This is a genomic window from Streptomyces sp. PCS3-D2 (assembly GCF_000612545.2).
GTDB lineage: Bacteria > Actinomycetota > Actinomycetes > Streptomycetales > Streptomycetaceae > Streptomyces.
In genome coordinates, this window is record NZ_CP097800.1 from 4,536,867 (window position 1) to 4,550,586 (window position 13,720).

Below are 13,720 nucleotides of genomic sequence, written 5' to 3' on the forward strand. Positions count from 1 at the left end.
CTCGAACATGTATTCCGATACCGTGCGTGCAGGGACCCCCACGTCCACCGCGCATCCCGCGCCCACCTGGGACCCCCAGCAGTACCTCCGGCACGCGGGCCACCGCACACGGCCCTTCCTCGACCTGCTCACCCGCATACCCGAGCTCCCCACCAGCCCCGCCCGCATCGCCGACCTCGGCTGCGGCCCCGGAAACGTCACCGCTCTGCTCGCCACCCGTTGGTCCGAGGCCTCCATCACGGGGTTCGACCTCTCGCCGGAAATGCTCCAGCGTGCCACCGAGCAGTACGCCGGCCCCACCGCCGGCGGCGGCAGCCTCGACTTCCACCACGGCGACATCGCCGGCTGGCTCCCCGAGGAGCCCTACGACCTGATCGTCTCCAACGCCGCCCTCCAGTGGGTTCCCGGTCACCCCGGCTCGTTCGGCGCCTGGATCAACGGCCTGCGCCCCGGCGGCACCCTCGCCTTCCAGATCCCCGGCAACTTCACCGCCCCCAGCCATGCCCTGCTCGCGGAGCTCTGCGACACCCCGCGCTGGCGGTCCCGCCTCGCCGGCCACGGCGCCCGCTACATCCACCTCCTCGAACCCGCCGAATACCTCGCCCGGTTCACCGAGCTCGGCTGCACCGCCGACGTCTGGGAGACCACCTACCACCAGCTCCTGCACGGACCCGACCCGGTGCTCGACTGGGTCAAGGGCACCGCCCTGCGCCCCGTCCTCACCGCTCTCGGCGACGACCGGAAAGCCGTCGACGCCTTCCTCACCGAATACCGTGACCGGCTCCGCACGGCCTACCCGAGCGGGCCGCGCGGAACCGTCTTCCCGTTCCGAAGGATCTTCGCCGTAGCCCGCAAGGAGGCCTGACCATGCTCACCGCAGTCGACCACGTCCAACTCGCCGCGCCGCCGGACTCGGAGGACCGGCTCCGCGCCTACTACACCGACGTCCTGGGCATGACCGAGATCCCCAAACCGCCCGTCCTCGCCGCCCGCGGCGGTTGCTGGTTCGCCGCAGGCCCCGTACAGCTGCACCTCGGCGTCGAGCAGGACTTCCGGCCCGCCCGCAAGGCGCACCCCGGACTGAGGGTCACCGGCATCGCGGAGTACGCGCGCAGACTGGAGGAGCGGGGCGCCAAGGTCGTCTGGGACGAGAACCTCCCGGGCCACCACCGCTTCTACTCCGAGGACCCCGTCGGCAACCGGCTGGAGTTCCTGGAACCCTTCGACACGGGCACGGACGGCACGCCCGACCGGTAGGCACCACCGCACGACACGACGGCGCCCCGTCACCGGATCACCGGTGACGGGGCGCCGTCGTACCCGCGGGGGCGGGCCTCACCGGATCCGGTCCCGGTCGTGGCCCCGGTCCGCAGGGAATTCCCTAGCTCTTGCGGCGGCCCACCAGCTGCGGCTTCGACTCCAGCCCGTCCAGCCCGTGCCACGCCAGGTTCACCAGATGCGCCGCCACCTCGGCCTTCTTCGGCCGGCGCACATCCAGCCACCACTGCCCCGTCAACGCCACCATCCCGACCAGCGCCTGCGCGTACAGCGGAGCCAGCTTCGGATCGAAGCCCCGGGCCTTGAACTCCAGCCCCAGGATGTCCTCCACCTGCGTGGCGATGTCGCTGATCAGCGACGCGAACGTACCCGTCGACTGCGCGACCGGGGAGTCGCGCACCAGGATCCGGAAACCGTCCGTGTACGACTCGATGTAGTCCAGCAGCGCGAACGCCGCCTGCTCCAGCAGCTCCCGCGGATGCCCGGCCGTCAGGGCCCCCGTCACCCCGTCCAGCAGCTGGCGCATCTCCCGGTCCACGACGACCGCGTACAGCCCCTCCTTGCCGCCGAAGTGCTCGTAGACCACCGGCTTGGACACCCCGGCCTTCGCCGCGATCTCCTCCACCGACGTGCCCTCGAAGCCCTTCTCCGCGAACAGGGTCCGGCCGATGTCCAGCAATTGCTGGCGCCGCTCCGCGCCCGTCATCCGGACCCGGCGGCCACGCCTGGGCTTGTCGCTGCTGGAACCACCGTCGATCGCCACGTTCCCCATCATGCCGCGTTCGGCCGGCTTTCCCTGCGCCGGGCATCGATCCGGGACGCCGACGGCCACCGGACGTCCGTGGCCCACCCCAGCTGCTCGAACCAGCGGATCAGTCGCGCACTCGAATCCACCTGCCCCCGCAGCACACCGTGGCGCGCCGACGTCGGATCCGCGTGGTGCAGGTTGTGCCACGACTCACCGCACGACAGCACCGCCAGCCACCACACGTTGCCGGACCGGTCCCGCGACCTGAACGGCCGCTTGCCCACGGCGTGACAGATCGAATTGATCGACCACGTCACATGGTGCAACAGCGCCACCCGCACCAGGGAACCCCAGAAGAACGCCGTGAACGCCCCCCACCACGACATCGTCACCAGCCCTCCCACCAGCGGCGGAAGCGCCAGGGAGAAGATCGTCCACCAGATGAAGTCCCGCGAGATGCGCCGGATCGCCGGATCCTTGATCAGATCAGGGGCGTACTTCTGCTGATCCGTCTGCTCCTCGTCGAACAGCCACCCGATGTGAGCCCACCACAGGCCCTTCATCAGCGCCGGCACCGTCTCACCGAACCGCCACGGCGAATGCGGGTCACCCTCGTGGTCCGAGAACTTGTGGTGCTTGCGGTGGTCCGCGACCCACCGCACCAGCGGACCCTCCACCGCCATCGACCCCATCACCGCGAGCACGATCCTCAGCGGCCGCTTCGCCTTGAAGGAACCGTGCGTGAAATAGCGGTGGAACCCGATGGTGATCCCGTGGCAGGCCAGGAAGTACATGAACACCATCAGGCCCAGGTCCAGCCAGCTCACCCCCCAGCCCCAGGCCAGCGGCACCGCCGCCAGCAGCGCCACGAAGGGAACGGTGATGAACAGCAGCAGGGCGACCTGCTCGATCGACCGCTTGTTCTCGCCGCCCAGCGTCGCGGACGGCACAGGAGTCTGCGAGGGCGCGGAGGCACCCTCGATCAGATCGGGACTTGTGGTCATGGGTGTGTCCCCTGGGGGGTGAGGGAAGTCGGCGGGCACGCCGGTCACGCAGACCCTACGGGCCCGTAACCTACGGCATCGTAAGTATGGCAAAGCCCGGGCCCCGGACAAGAGGAGCGCGACCAGGACAACCGGAGCGCAGCCGCGCCCCCCACCGGCCGCCGAGCCCCCGGCGACTCGGCCAGTGAGACGTTTGCCCAGGCACACGCATCGGACACCTATCCTGTTCCCCGTCGGACAGCGCGGTCCGCACGGGCAGCCCGAGCCACACCTCAAGGGCGGCGGTCCCCCGGACGGAGTCCGGAAGGGGCCACGCCGCGCACGGCCGGGAGCCCACCGCCCAGTAGCGCTCGAACACTGCAAGGAGCCGCACCTGTGAGCAGTGCTGACAAGGCCCCCCTGGCCACCCAGCAGGCCCCCGTCACCCCGGCCGCCACCGCCAACGCGGAACTGCGCGCGGACATCCGCCGCCTCGGCGACCTCCTCGGGGAGACCCTCGTACGCCAGGAAGGCCAGGACCTGCTCGACCTCGTCGAACGCGTCCGAGCCCTCACCCGCACCGACGGTGAAGCCGCCGCAGCCCTCCTCGGCGACACCGACCTGGAGACCGCCGCCAAGCTCGTCCGCGCCTTCTCCACCTACTTCCACCTCGCCAACATCACCGAGCAGGTCCACCGCGGCAAGGAACTGCGCGCCCACCGCGCCACCGAGGGCGGCCTCCTCGCCCGCACCGCCGACATGCTCAAGGACGCCGACCCCGAGCACCTGCGCGAAACGGTCAAGAACCTCAACGTCCGTCCCGTCTTCACCGCGCACCCCACCGAGGCGGCCCGCCGCAGCGTCCTCAACAAGCTGCGCCGCATCGCGGCCCTCCTGGAGGAACCCGTCACCGGCGCCGGCGACCGCCGCCGCCACGACCTGCGCCTCGCCGAGAACATCGACCTCGTCTGGCAGACCGACGAGCTCCGCGTCGTCCGCCCCGAGCCCGCCGACGAGGCCCGCAACGCCATCTACTACCTCGACGAACTCCACGCCGGCGCCGTCGGCGACGTCCTGGAGGACCTCGCCGCCGAACTGCGCCGCGTCGGCATCGAACTGCCCGCCGGCACCCGCCCCCTCACCTTCGGCACCTGGATCGGCGGCGACCGCGACGGCAACCCCAACGTCACCCCCGACGTCACCCGCGACGTGCTGATCCTCCAGCACGAACACGGCATCACCGACGCCCTCGAACTCGTCGACTTCCTGCGCGGCCTGCTGTCCAACTCCATCCGCTACACCGGAGCCACCGAGGAACTCCTCGCCTCCCTCCAGGCCGACCTCGAACGCCTCCCCGAGATCAGCCCCCGCTACAAGCGGCTCAACGCCGAAGAGCCCTACCGGCTCAAGGCCACCTGCATCCGCCAGAAGCTCCTCAACACCCGCGAGCGCCTCGCCAAGGGCATCCCCCACGAGGAAGGCCGCGACTACCTCGGCACCTCCGAGCTCCTCACCGACCTCACCCTCATCCAGACCTCCCTGCGCGAGCACCGCGGCGGCCTCTTCGCGGACGGCCACATGGACCGCACCATCCGCACCCTCGCCGCCTTCGGCCTGCAGCTCGCCACCATGGACGTCCGCGAACACGCCGACGCCCACCACCACGCCCTCGGCCAGCTCTTCGACCGGCTCGGCGAGGAGTCCTGGCGCTACGCCGACATGCCGCGCGACTACCGCCAGAAGCTCCTCGCCAAGGAACTCCGCTCCCGCCGCCCGCTGGCCCCCACCCCGGCACCCCTCGACGCCGCCGGCGCCAAGACCCTCGGCGTCTTCGCCGCCGTCAAGGACGCCTTCGAGAAGTTCGGCCCCGAGGTCATCGAGTCCTACATCATCTCGATGTGCCAGGGCGCCGACGACGTCTTCGCCGCCGCCGTCCTCGCCCGCGAAGCCGGCCTCCTCGACCTCCACGCAGGCTGGGCCAGGATCGGCATCGTCCCGCTCCTGGAGACCACCGACGAGCTCCGCGCGGCCGACGTCATCCTCGACGACATGCTCGCCGACCCCTCCTACCGGCGCCTGGTCTCCCTCCGCGGCGACGTCCAGGAGGTCATGCTCGGCTACTCCGACTCCTCCAAGTTCGGCGGCATCACCACCAGCCAGTGGGAGATCCACCGCGCCCAGCGCCGGCTGCGGGACGTCGCCCACCGCTACGGCGTCCGGCTGCGCCTCTTCCACGGCCGCGGCGGCACCGTCGGCCGCGGTGGCGGCCCCTCCCACGACGCGATCCTCGCCCAGCCCTGGGGCACCCTCGAAGGCGAGATCAAGGTCACCGAACAGGGCGAGGTCATCTCCGACAAGTACCTCGTGCCCTCCCTCGCCCGCGAGAACCTCGAACTGACCGTCGCCGCCACCCTGCAGGCCTCCGCCCTGCACACCGCGCCCCGCCAGTCCGACGAAGCCCTCGCCCGCTGGGACGCGGCGATGGACACCGTCTCCGACGCCGCCCACGCCGCCTACCGCGCACTCGTCGAAGACCCCGACCTGCCCGCCTACTTCTTCGCCGCCACCCCCGTCGACCAGCTCGCCGACCTCCACCTCGGCTCCCGGCCCTCCCGCCGCCCCGACTCCGGAGCCGGCCTCGACGGCCTGCGCGCCATCCCGTGGGTCTTCGGCTGGACCCAGTCCCGCCAGATCGTCCCCGGCTGGTACGGCGTCGGCTCCGGCCTCAAGGCCCTGCGGGAGGCCGGCCACGAGGACGCCCTCACCGAGATGGGCGAACGCTGGCACTTCTTCCGCAACTTCCTGTCCAACGTCGAGATGACACTGGCCAAGACCGACCTGCGGATCGCCCGCCACTACGTCGACACCCTCGTCCCCGACCACCTGAGGCACGTCTTCACCCGCATCGAGGCCGAGCACGAGCTCACCGTCCGCGAGGTCCTGCGCATCACCGGAGGCGAGCAGCTCCTCGACTCCCACCCCGTGCTCCAGCAGACCTTCGCCGTACGCGACGCCTACCTCGACCCCATCTCCTACCTCCAGGTCTCCCTCCTGGCCCGCCAGCGCGCCGCCGCCGCCCGCGGCGAGGAAGCCGACCCGCTCCTCTCCCGGGCCCTGCTCCTCACCGTCAACGGCGTCGCCGCAGGCCTGCGCAACACCGGCTGACCCGGTCGCCGTACGTACCCGAAAGGGGGTCCCCCGCGCCCACCGGCGCGGGGGACCCCCTTTCGTCAGCCTCGTACTACGGGGCTCAGTCCTGGGTGCCCGAGCGGCGACGGCGGACCATCAGGAAGGCGCCGGCCGCGACCAACGCCGCCGCCATCGCGGCGAGCAGCCCGACCGGGGCGTCCGAACCGGTCTTCGCCAGGTCGCCCCCGGTCGTACCGCCGGAGGCCGGGGTCGACGCGGAAGGAGCGGGGGAGGACGCGGACGAGGAGGGCGACGTGCTCGCCGAGGACGACGGGTCCGCGCTCGTGCTCGTGCTCGCCGAGGTCGACGGCGAGGCCGACGCACTGGCACTGGCCGAGGTCGAGGCCGAGGTGGAGGCCGACGGCGCCAGCATGCTGACGCGACGCCGCCCCGGTCAAGAGTCAGATGTCCATCTTTGCTATGGTCCGATCCGCTCCGGGCCGCCTGTCCTATGTGAAGATGCCGGAACCGCTACCCGTTGTACGCCGACTGCGCGCGCTCCAGACCCTCCGAGACCAGGCACTCCACCGCGTCCGCCGCCCGGTCCACGAACCAGTCCAGCTCCTTGCGCTCCGTGGACGAGAAGTCCTTCAGCACGAAGTCCGCGACCTGCATCCGGCCCGGCGGCCGCCCGATGCCGCACCGCACCCGGTGGTAGTCGGCACCCATCGACTTGGTCATCGACTTCAGACCGTTGTGCCCGTTGTCCCCGCCGCCCAGTTTCAGACGCAGCGTCGGATAGTCGATGTCCAGCTCGTCGTGCACCGCCACGATCCGCTCCAACGGCACCTGGAAGAAGTCCCGCAGAGCCGTCACCGGCCCACCCGAAAGATTCATGAACGACATCGGCTTGGCGAGCACCACCCGCCGGTTCGTCGGCCCCGGCGGACCCATCCGGCCCTCGACCACCTGCGCCCGCGCCCTGTGCGCCTTGAACTTCCCGCCGATCCGCTCCGCCAGCAGATCGACCACCATGAACCCGATGTTGTGTCGGTTCCCGGCGTACTCCGCACCCGGATTGCCCAGACCCACGATCAGCCAGGGCGCCGCGTCGTCCGACATCAAAAGCTCCTTACCGCCTAGAACGAAGACGACCGCCGTCCCGCTCCAGTGGAGCCGGACGGCGGTCGGTCAGCAACTGCTGAGAGCGGGGGGCGAGGCTCAGGCCTCGGTGCCCTCGGCCTCGGCCTCGGCGGCCGGCTCCTCGGCCTGCGGGGCGACGACCTGCAGGACGGCGGTCTCGCCGTCGACGGCCAGGCTGGTGCCCGCCGGCAGCTTCAGGTCGGAGGCGTGCACGGTCGCACCGGCCTCCAGGCCCGCGATCGAGACGGTGATCTCGGTCGGGATGTGGGTGGCCTCGGTCTCGACGGAGACCGTGGTCAGCAGGGTCTCCAGCAGGTTGCCACCGGCGGCCAGCTCGCCCTCGGTCACGACCGGAACCTCGACGGTGACCTTCTCGCCCTTCTTGACGATCAGGAAGTCGACGTGGTTGATGACCGGCTTCAGCGGGTGGCGCTGCACGGCCTTCGGGATGACCAGCTCGGTGCCGTCGCCCGCGATGTCCAGGGAGAGCAGGACGTTCGGGGTCTTCAGCGCCATCATCAGGCCGTGGGCCTCGACGTTGACGTGCTTCGGGGCCGTGCCGTGGCCGTAGATGACACCCGGGGTCAGGGCGTCGCGGCGGGCCTGGCGGGCAGAGCCCTTGCCGAAGGTGTCGCGCAGGGTGGCGGAAAGCTTGACCTCGGACATGCTCACTCCTCGTGGGGTGACGGAAAACGGAACTGGAGTCACCCGGCCGAAACGGCCTGCTACGAAGAGCGCGTCGATAACGGAGTGCCCGCACACGAAAGTGCGGCCTCCCTCGCCGAGCAACTTCATGAGTCTACCCGGCGGGAAGGCCGCACTTCAAAAGGATCTACGCGGCGACCGCTCCTGCTGCTACTGCTGCTCCTCGAACAGGCTCGTCACCGAACCGTCCTCGAAGACCTCACGCACCGCACGCGCGATCATCGGGGCGATCGACAGCACCGTGATCTTGTCGAGCTCCAGGTCCGACGGGTCCGGCAGCGTGTTCGTGAAGACGAACTCGCTCACCTTCGAGTTCTTCAGGCGGTCGGCCGCGGGGCCCGACAGGATGCCGTGCGTCGCCGTCACGATCACGTCCTCCGCACCGTGCGCGAACAGCGCCTCGGCCGCGGCGCAGATCGTGCCACCGGTGTCGATCATGTCGTCGACCAGGACGCAGACCCGCCCCTTGACCTCACCGACGACCTCGTGGACGGTCACCTGGTTGGCGACGTCCTTGTCGCGGCGCTTGTGCACGATCGCCAGCGGCGCGTCCAGCCGGTCGCACCAGCGGTCCGCCACCCGCACGCGGCCGGCGTCCGGGGACACGACCGTCAGCTTCGTGCGGTCCACCTTCGTGCCCACGTAGTCCGCGAGCACGTTCAGCGCCGAGAGGTGGTCCACCGGGCCGTCGAAGAAGCCCTGGATCTGGTCCGTGTGCAGGTCGACCGTCAGGATGCGGTCCGCACCCGAGGTCTTGAGCAGGTCCGCCACCAGACGCGCCGAGATCGGCTCGCGACCCTTGTGCTTCTTGTCCTGGCGGGCGTACCCGTAGGACGGGATGATCACGGTGATGGAACGCGCCGACGCGCGCTTCAGCGCGTCGATCATGATCAGCTGCTCCATGATCCACTTGTTGATCGGAGCCGTGTGGCTCTGGATCAGGAAGCAGTCCGCGCCACGCGCCGACTCCTGGAAGCGGACGTAGATCTCACCGTTCGCGAAGTCGAAAGCCTTGGTCGGCACGAGGCCGACTCCCAGCTGGTGCGCGACCTCCTCGGCCAGCTCGGGGTGGGCGCGGCCGGAGAAGAGCATCAGCTTCTTCTCGCCGGTCGTCTTGATCCCGGTCACAGCACTGTCTCCTCAGACGTGTTGAAGCTGCTCGCCCCCGTGTGCGTCCGTCCCGCACACGGTGAGCCAGCCGAATTGCGTGCGGCTACCACGGTACGCCGTTCGAGACGTACCTGTTTCCGGTCGGTTCACCTCAAGGGCGCCCGGAGTCCTCCGAGGCCGCCGACTGCGCAGCCGTGGCGGCGGCGCTTCCCGGACGCTTGCGGGCGACCCAGCCCTCGATATTCCGCTGCTGGCCACGGGCCACGGCCAGCGCACCGGGCGGTACGTCCTTCGTGATCACGGACCCGGCGGCCGTGTAGGCCCCGTCCCCGATGGTGACGGGTGCCACAAACATGTTGTCCGAACCCGTCTTGCAGTGCGAGCCGACCGTGGTGTGGTGCTTGTGCTCGCCGTCGTAGTTCACGAAGACGCTCGCCGCGCCGATGTTCGTGTACTCGCCGATCGTCGCGTCGCCCACGTACGACAGGTGCGGCACCTTGGTGCCCTCGCCGATCGTCGCGTTCTTCATCTCGACGTACGTGCCGGCCTTGGCCTTCGCCCCGAGCGTGGTGCCCGGACGCAGGTACGCGAACGGTCCCACGCTCGCGTGCGGGCCCACGACCGCGCTCTCGGCCACCGTGTTGTCCACGCGGGCGCCCGCGCCGACCCGGGTGTCCCGCAGGCGCGTGTTGGGGCCCACCTCGGCACCCTCGGCGATGTGCGTGGCCCCCAGGAGCTGCGTGCCGGGGTGCACGACCGCGTCCTGCCCGAAGGTCACCGTCACGTCCACGAAGGTGCCGGCCGGGTCGACGATCGTCACGCCCGCGAGCATCGCCTGCTCCAGCAGGCGCGCGTTCAGCAGGGCACGGGCCTCCGCGAGCTGCACGCGGTTGTTGATCCCCAGGATCTGGCGGTGGTCGCTGCCCACGGCCGCGCCGACTCGGTGCCCGGCCTCGCGCAGGATGCCGAGGACGTCGGTGAGGTACTCCTCGCCCTGGCTGTTGTCGGTGCGGACCTTGCCGAGCGCATCGGCCAGCAGAGCGCCGTCGAAGGCGAAGACGCCCGAGTTGATCTCGCGGATCGCGCGCTGGGAGTCGGTGGCGTCCTTGTGCTCGACGATCGCGGTCACCGCGCCGCCGGCGTCGCGGACGATGCGGCCGTAGCCGGTGGCGTCCGGCACCTCGGCGGTGAGTACGGTGACGGCGTTGCCGTCGGCGGCGTGCGTCCGCGCCAGCCGGTCCAGGGTCTCCCCGGTCAGCAGCGGGGTGTCGCCGCAGACGACGATCACGGTGCCGTCGACCGGCCCGCCGAGCTCTTCGAGGGCCATCCGGACGGCGTGGCCGGTGCCGTTCTGCTCGTACTGGATCGCGGTGCGGACGTCGGCGTCGATGCCGGCGAGGTGCGCGGTGACCTGTTCCCGGGCGTGCCCGACGACCACGACGAGGTGTTCGGGGTCCAGCTCGCGGGAGGCGGCGACGACGTGACCGACGAGCGAGCGCCCGCAGATCTCGTGCAGGACCTTCGGTGTGGCCGACTTCATGCGGGTGCCCTCACCCGCTGCGAGTACGACGACGGCTGCCGGGCGGTTGGCGCTCACGGGTGTGCCCTTCGGCTTCGGGAGTGGACCCGTGAAGGATACCGGGGCGTCAACGCCGTGAAACGAGGACGGGTCCCGACCTCTGCGGTCAGGACCCGAAGGCGTTGTGGCTCCCCTGCCAGGGCTCGAACCTGGAACAAATCATCCAAAGTGACCCGTGTTGCCAATTACACCACAGGGGATAGTCAATGTGAGTGAACCGGACATTTCGTCACTTGGTTCAATCCGCGGACCCCACTATGCCGCACCAGGCGCCCTCAATGCGACGGTACAACGCGCAACCTGCGGACACGCGGACGATCGGGCATCCCCGGTACTCCGCCCCGGTGTTCTTCCGGAGAGGGGGGGAGCGCGTCGTCGCCGGGGCGGCGCGGGATCCCGGTCACGCCCTCGATCGTCGTCCGGAATGCGGGACTCGGGTCTCATGATGCGGGTGGTTCGCTCGCGTCTGCGACCGCGTGCCGTCCGCCGGAATTCTGTCGGTGGTCTGTAGGGACGCCTGCGTACGCTGGACGGCATGACCAGTACGGGGGAAGTGGAAGGCCGTGCCGCGCCGCCTTTGTGGTGGGCGCGGCGCCGGGATGCCGTGATGGACGTGGCGTTGGCCGGCGTGTCCGCGGCGGAGTGCGCGTGGGAGGGGGTGTCCTTCGCCCACGACGCGGGGATCCCGGTGGCCGTCGGCGTGCTGTTCGGCGCCGTGGTGGGGTCCACGCTGGTGCTGCGGCGGCGCTGGCCGATCGCGGTGGTGCTGGTGGGGATCGCCGTGGCGCCGGCCGAGATGGGGTTCCTGCTCTCCTTGGCGGGCCTGTACTCGCTCGCCTCGTCGGAGGTGCCCCGGCGGGTCACGGCCGCGCTCGCCTCGATGTCGATGATCGCGACCTTCGTCGTGATGTACCTGAAGACGCGGGGGGACGTGGAGGTCGGTCCAGCGTTCGTGGTCGCGCTGTCCGGGTTCGTCGCGGTGACGCTGACCGTGCCGCCGGTGCTGCTCGGGCTCTACGTCGGGGCCCGGCGCCGGTTGATGGAGAGCCTGCAGGAGCGGGCCGACTCGCTGGAACGGGAGCTTTCCCTGCTGGCGGACCGGGCCGAGGAGCGGGCCGAGTGGGCGCGCACCGAGGAGCGGACCCGGATCGCGCGGGAGATGCACGACGTGGTCGCGCACCGGGTATCGCTGATGGTCGTGCATGCGGCCGCGCTGGAGGCGGTGGCGCTCAAGGATCCCGCGCGGGCGGCGAAGAACGCGGCGCTGGTGGGGGACATGGGGCGGCAGGCGCTGACGGAGCTGCGGGAGATGCTCGGCGTGCTGCGGGCGCCGCCGAAGGCGGCCGTGGCGGCCACCGCCGCGCCGGTGGGTCCGGTGGCGCCGGTGGCGCCGGTGGTGCCGGTGGCGCTCGTGGGCGGCGCGGACGAGGGGCCTTCGCTGGAGGAGATCGAGGCGTTGGTCGGCCAGTCGCGGGCGGCCGGGATGGCCGTCGAGATGGTCGTGCAGGGCGAGGGGGCGGCGTACGCGGCGGAGGTGGAGCAGACGGCGTACCGGGTGGTGCAGGAGGCGCTCACCAACTGCCACAAGCACGCTCCGGGGGCGCGGGTCGTCGTGCGGCTGGCGCACCGGCAGGGCGAGGTGGCGATGCAGGTGGAGAACGGGCCGTGCGAGGGGCAGGCCGACGCGGTGGGGCTGCCGAGCGGCGGGAACGGGCTGGTCGGCATGCGGGAACGGGTGCTCGGGCTGGGCGGCGTGTTCGTGTCCGGTCCGACGGACGCGGGTGGCTTCCGCGTCTCGGCAGTCCTCCCGCTCCGCTAGTGCCCTGTCCGGAAGGTGTACCGGTTCACGGTGTCCCATGTGGTGCAGCGCACGGTGGAGGGCCGCAGCGTGGGGTTACGGCGCCGTGGTGAGGCGTGTCGGCTGGAGGCCGGTCAGGAGCAGGGTCAGGGCCTCGTCGAGCGTGGAGCCGAGGTACCAGTCGCCGGTGTGGTCGATGCCGTAGACGCGGCCTTCGCGGTCCAGGGCGAGGTGGGAACCCCCGTCGGCCTCGACGCCGAGGGGGCAGAGCTGGGTGGACAGGGCCCGCCCCAGGTCGGCGAAGGTGCGTGCGAGGTGCAGCCCGGTGAGGGGGTCGATCCGTACCGGGGTCGGGGCGATCTGCCGGCCGGGTCCGCCGGCGGTGACGGTGAGGCCGCCGAACTCCGCCCAGGCCTCGACGGCTGCGGGGAAGACCGTGTGCCGGTGGCCGGCGGGGGTGGTGTGGTCGCGGAGGGCGTCGGCCCAGTACTCGGCCTGCTTGGCGTCCCAGCGGCCCGGCTCCCAGCCGGCGGTCCGCAGCGCGGAGTCCACCGCGGCCGGGAAGCGGGTGGTCGAGGAGCGGTCGTAGGAAGCGGAGGTGGTGGTCATGGCTACTCGGCTGGGGTGAGGTCGACGGGACGTACGCCGAAGTGGGCGAGGAGGGCGTCGCAGGAGCGGCAGGGGGGTGCGTAGCTGCCGTGGAGGGGGTCGCCGTCCTCGCGGATGCGCCGGGCGGTGATCTTCGCGTGCTTGAGGGAGCGGCGGGCTTCGCCGGGGGAGAGGGGCTTGCGGGAGGCGCGCCGGGAGCGGGCGGCCTCGACGGCGGACAGGTGGCGGGAGAGCAGTATCGCTTCGGGGCACCGTCCGGTGAAACGTTCGCGCTGGCCGCTGGTCAGGGTGTCCAGGAAATCCTGGACGAGGGGGTGGAGCGCGGGTGCCTGGTCGCCCTTGCCGGCGGTGCCGGTGAGGGTCTCGCCGCGCACGGACAGCGCGGCGGCGACGGTGGGCAGGATGCCGTCCCGGCGGAAGCGCAGGACGGGTGGGGTGGGCCGGCCGTCGCTGCTGCTCCAGCGCAGGCGGGGGTCGCCGGTGTGGCCGCCCGGTTCGGCGGGCGAGCCGGCCGCGTCGGCGGTGCCGTCGCCCGGTTCCGTACGTGTTGCCGTGTTCTGCATGGTCGCGCTTTCCCTCCCGTGGCGGCGGTGGTGACCGCTTTCGCGCACGCCCCCGTGCTGCGGGGACAGCCTGCC

At 71.2% G+C, this 13,720-nt stretch carries 13 protein-coding genes and 1 tRNA gene; 4 read left to right on the plus strand and 10 right to left on the minus strand.

Going from position 1 to position 13,720, the window contains the following annotated elements; genetic code table 11:
• Window positions 1-7 precede the first annotated feature (7 nt).
• Together AW27_RS20025 and AW27_RS20030 are read left to right on the plus strand one after the other, a co-directional pair.
• On the plus strand, window positions 8-865 hold the full coding sequence (locus AW27_RS20025) for a trans-aconitate 2-methyltransferase (protein WP_052031120.1): 858 nt from the start codon (window positions 8-10) through the stop codon (window positions 863-865).
• Window positions 866-867: 2 nt separating this feature from the next.
• Window positions 868-1,257 (plus strand): VOC family protein, encoded by a 390-nt coding sequence (locus tag AW27_RS20030; protein ID WP_037925188.1) that lies wholly within the window; start codon window positions 868-870, stop codon window positions 1,255-1,257.
• Window positions 1,258-1,381: 124 nt separating this feature from the next.
• Here the strand turns inward: AW27_RS20030 and AW27_RS20035 are convergent, their stop codons facing one another.
• Both AW27_RS20035 and AW27_RS20040 read right to left on the minus strand, forming a co-directional pair.
• Window positions 1,382-2,050 (minus strand): TetR/AcrR family transcriptional regulator, encoded by a 669-nt coding sequence (locus AW27_RS20035; RefSeq protein WP_236647765.1) that lies wholly within the window; start codon window positions 2,048-2,050, stop codon window positions 1,382-1,384.
• A complete protein-coding gene (locus AW27_RS20040; RefSeq protein ID WP_106967634.1) occupies window positions 2,050-3,030 on the minus strand; it encodes an acyl-CoA desaturase in 981 nt (326 codons plus the stop codon). Before AW27_RS20040 ends, AW27_RS20035 begins: the two co-directional genes overlap by 1 nt.
• A 375-nt stretch (window positions 3,031-3,405) precedes the next feature.
• Here AW27_RS20040 and ppc point away from each other — a divergent pair, with 375 nt between their 5' ends.
• Window positions 3,406-6,174 (plus strand): phosphoenolpyruvate carboxylase, encoded by a 2,769-nt coding sequence (ppc, locus tag AW27_RS20045; RefSeq protein ID WP_052031121.1) that lies wholly within the window; start codon window positions 3,406-3,408, stop codon window positions 6,172-6,174.
• Between the two features lie 85 nt (window positions 6,175-6,259).
• Here the strand turns inward: ppc and AW27_RS20050 are convergent, their stop codons facing one another.
• From AW27_RS20050 to AW27_RS20075, 6 genes are all read right to left on the minus strand, one after another.
• The gene (locus AW27_RS20050; RefSeq protein WP_052031122.1) at window positions 6,260-6,571 is read right to left on the minus strand and encodes an LPXTG cell wall anchor domain-containing protein; all 312 of its coding nucleotides are present in this window, start codon (window positions 6,569-6,571) and stop codon (window positions 6,260-6,262) included.
• Window positions 6,572-6,669: 98 nt separating this feature from the next.
• Window positions 6,670-7,260, minus strand: a complete 591-nt coding sequence (gene pth / locus AW27_RS20055) for an aminoacyl-tRNA hydrolase (protein ID WP_037925191.1) — start codon at window positions 7,258-7,260, stop codon at window positions 6,670-6,672.
• 99 nt (window positions 7,261-7,359) lie between these two features.
• Window positions 7,360-7,947 (minus strand): 50S ribosomal protein L25/general stress protein Ctc, encoded by a 588-nt coding sequence (locus tag AW27_RS20060; RefSeq protein ID WP_037925193.1) that lies wholly within the window; start codon window positions 7,945-7,947, stop codon window positions 7,360-7,362.
• A 189-nt stretch (window positions 7,948-8,136) separates the two neighbouring features.
• Window positions 8,137-9,114, minus strand: a complete 978-nt coding sequence (locus tag AW27_RS20065) for a ribose-phosphate diphosphokinase (RefSeq protein ID WP_037925196.1) — start codon at window positions 9,112-9,114, stop codon at window positions 8,137-8,139.
• Window positions 9,115-9,247: 133 nt separating this feature from the next.
• Window positions 9,248-10,693, minus strand: coding sequence for a bifunctional UDP-N-acetylglucosamine diphosphorylase/glucosamine-1-phosphate N-acetyltransferase GlmU (glmU, locus tag AW27_RS20070; protein WP_037925198.1), 1,446 nt, complete (start codon window positions 10,691-10,693; stop codon window positions 9,248-9,250).
• A gap of 107 nt (window positions 10,694-10,800) precedes the next feature.
• Window positions 10,801-10,875 (minus strand) — tRNA-Gln (locus AW27_RS20075).
• 335 nt (window positions 10,876-11,210) lie between these two features.
• On the opposite strand from AW27_RS20075, the gene AW27_RS20080 reads away from it, so the two are divergent.
• Complete coding sequence (locus tag AW27_RS20080) at window positions 11,211-12,494, plus strand: sensor histidine kinase (RefSeq protein ID WP_037925200.1); 1,284 nt, start codon at window positions 11,211-11,213, stop codon at window positions 12,492-12,494.
• Window positions 12,495-12,569: 75 nt separating this feature from the next.
• Here AW27_RS20080 and AW27_RS20085 read toward each other — a convergent pair whose 3' ends face one another.
• Window positions 12,570-13,082 (minus strand): SUKH-3 domain-containing protein, encoded by a 513-nt coding sequence (locus AW27_RS20085; RefSeq protein ID WP_037925204.1) that lies wholly within the window; start codon window positions 13,080-13,082, stop codon window positions 12,570-12,572.
• Window positions 13,083-13,084: 2 nt separating this feature from the next.
• Window positions 13,085-13,645, minus strand: coding sequence for a YwqJ-related putative deaminase (locus AW27_RS20090; protein ID WP_037925206.1), 561 nt, complete (start codon window positions 13,643-13,645; stop codon window positions 13,085-13,087).
• Window positions 13,646-13,720: the final 75 nt, after the last annotated feature.

Coding starts and splice junctions, on each gene's coding strand:
- AW27_RS20025 (WP_052031120.1), top strand. CDS start 8: ATGTATTCCGATACCGTGCGTGCAGGGACCCCCACGTCCACCGCGCAT.
- AW27_RS20030 (WP_037925188.1), top strand. CDS start 868: ATGCTCACCGCAGTCGACCACGTCCAACTCGCCGCGCCGCCGGACTCG.
- AW27_RS20035 (WP_236647765.1), bottom strand. CDS start 2,050: ATGGGGAACGTGGCGATCGACGGTGGTTCCAGCAGCGACAAGCCCAGG.
- AW27_RS20040 (WP_106967634.1), bottom strand. CDS start 3,030: ATGACCACAAGTCCCGATCTGATCGAGGGTGCCTCCGCGCCCTCGCAG.
- AW27_RS20050 (WP_052031122.1), bottom strand. CDS start 6,571: ATGCTGGCGCCGTCGGCCTCCACCTCGGCCTCGACCTCGGCCAGTGCC.
- pth (WP_037925191.1), bottom strand. CDS start 7,260: ATGTCGGACGACGCGGCGCCCTGGCTGATCGTGGGTCTGGGCAATCCG.
- AW27_RS20060 (WP_037925193.1), bottom strand. CDS start 7,947: ATGTCCGAGGTCAAGCTTTCCGCCACCCTGCGCGACACCTTCGGCAAG.
- AW27_RS20080 (WP_037925200.1), top strand. CDS start 11,211: ATGACCAGTACGGGGGAAGTGGAAGGCCGTGCCGCGCCGCCTTTGTGG.
- AW27_RS20085 (WP_037925204.1), bottom strand. CDS start 13,082: ATGACCACCACCTCCGCTTCCTACGACCGCTCCTCGACCACCCGCTTC.
- AW27_RS20090 (WP_037925206.1), bottom strand. CDS start 13,645: ATGCAGAACACGGCAACACGTACGGAACCGGGCGACGGCACCGCCGAC.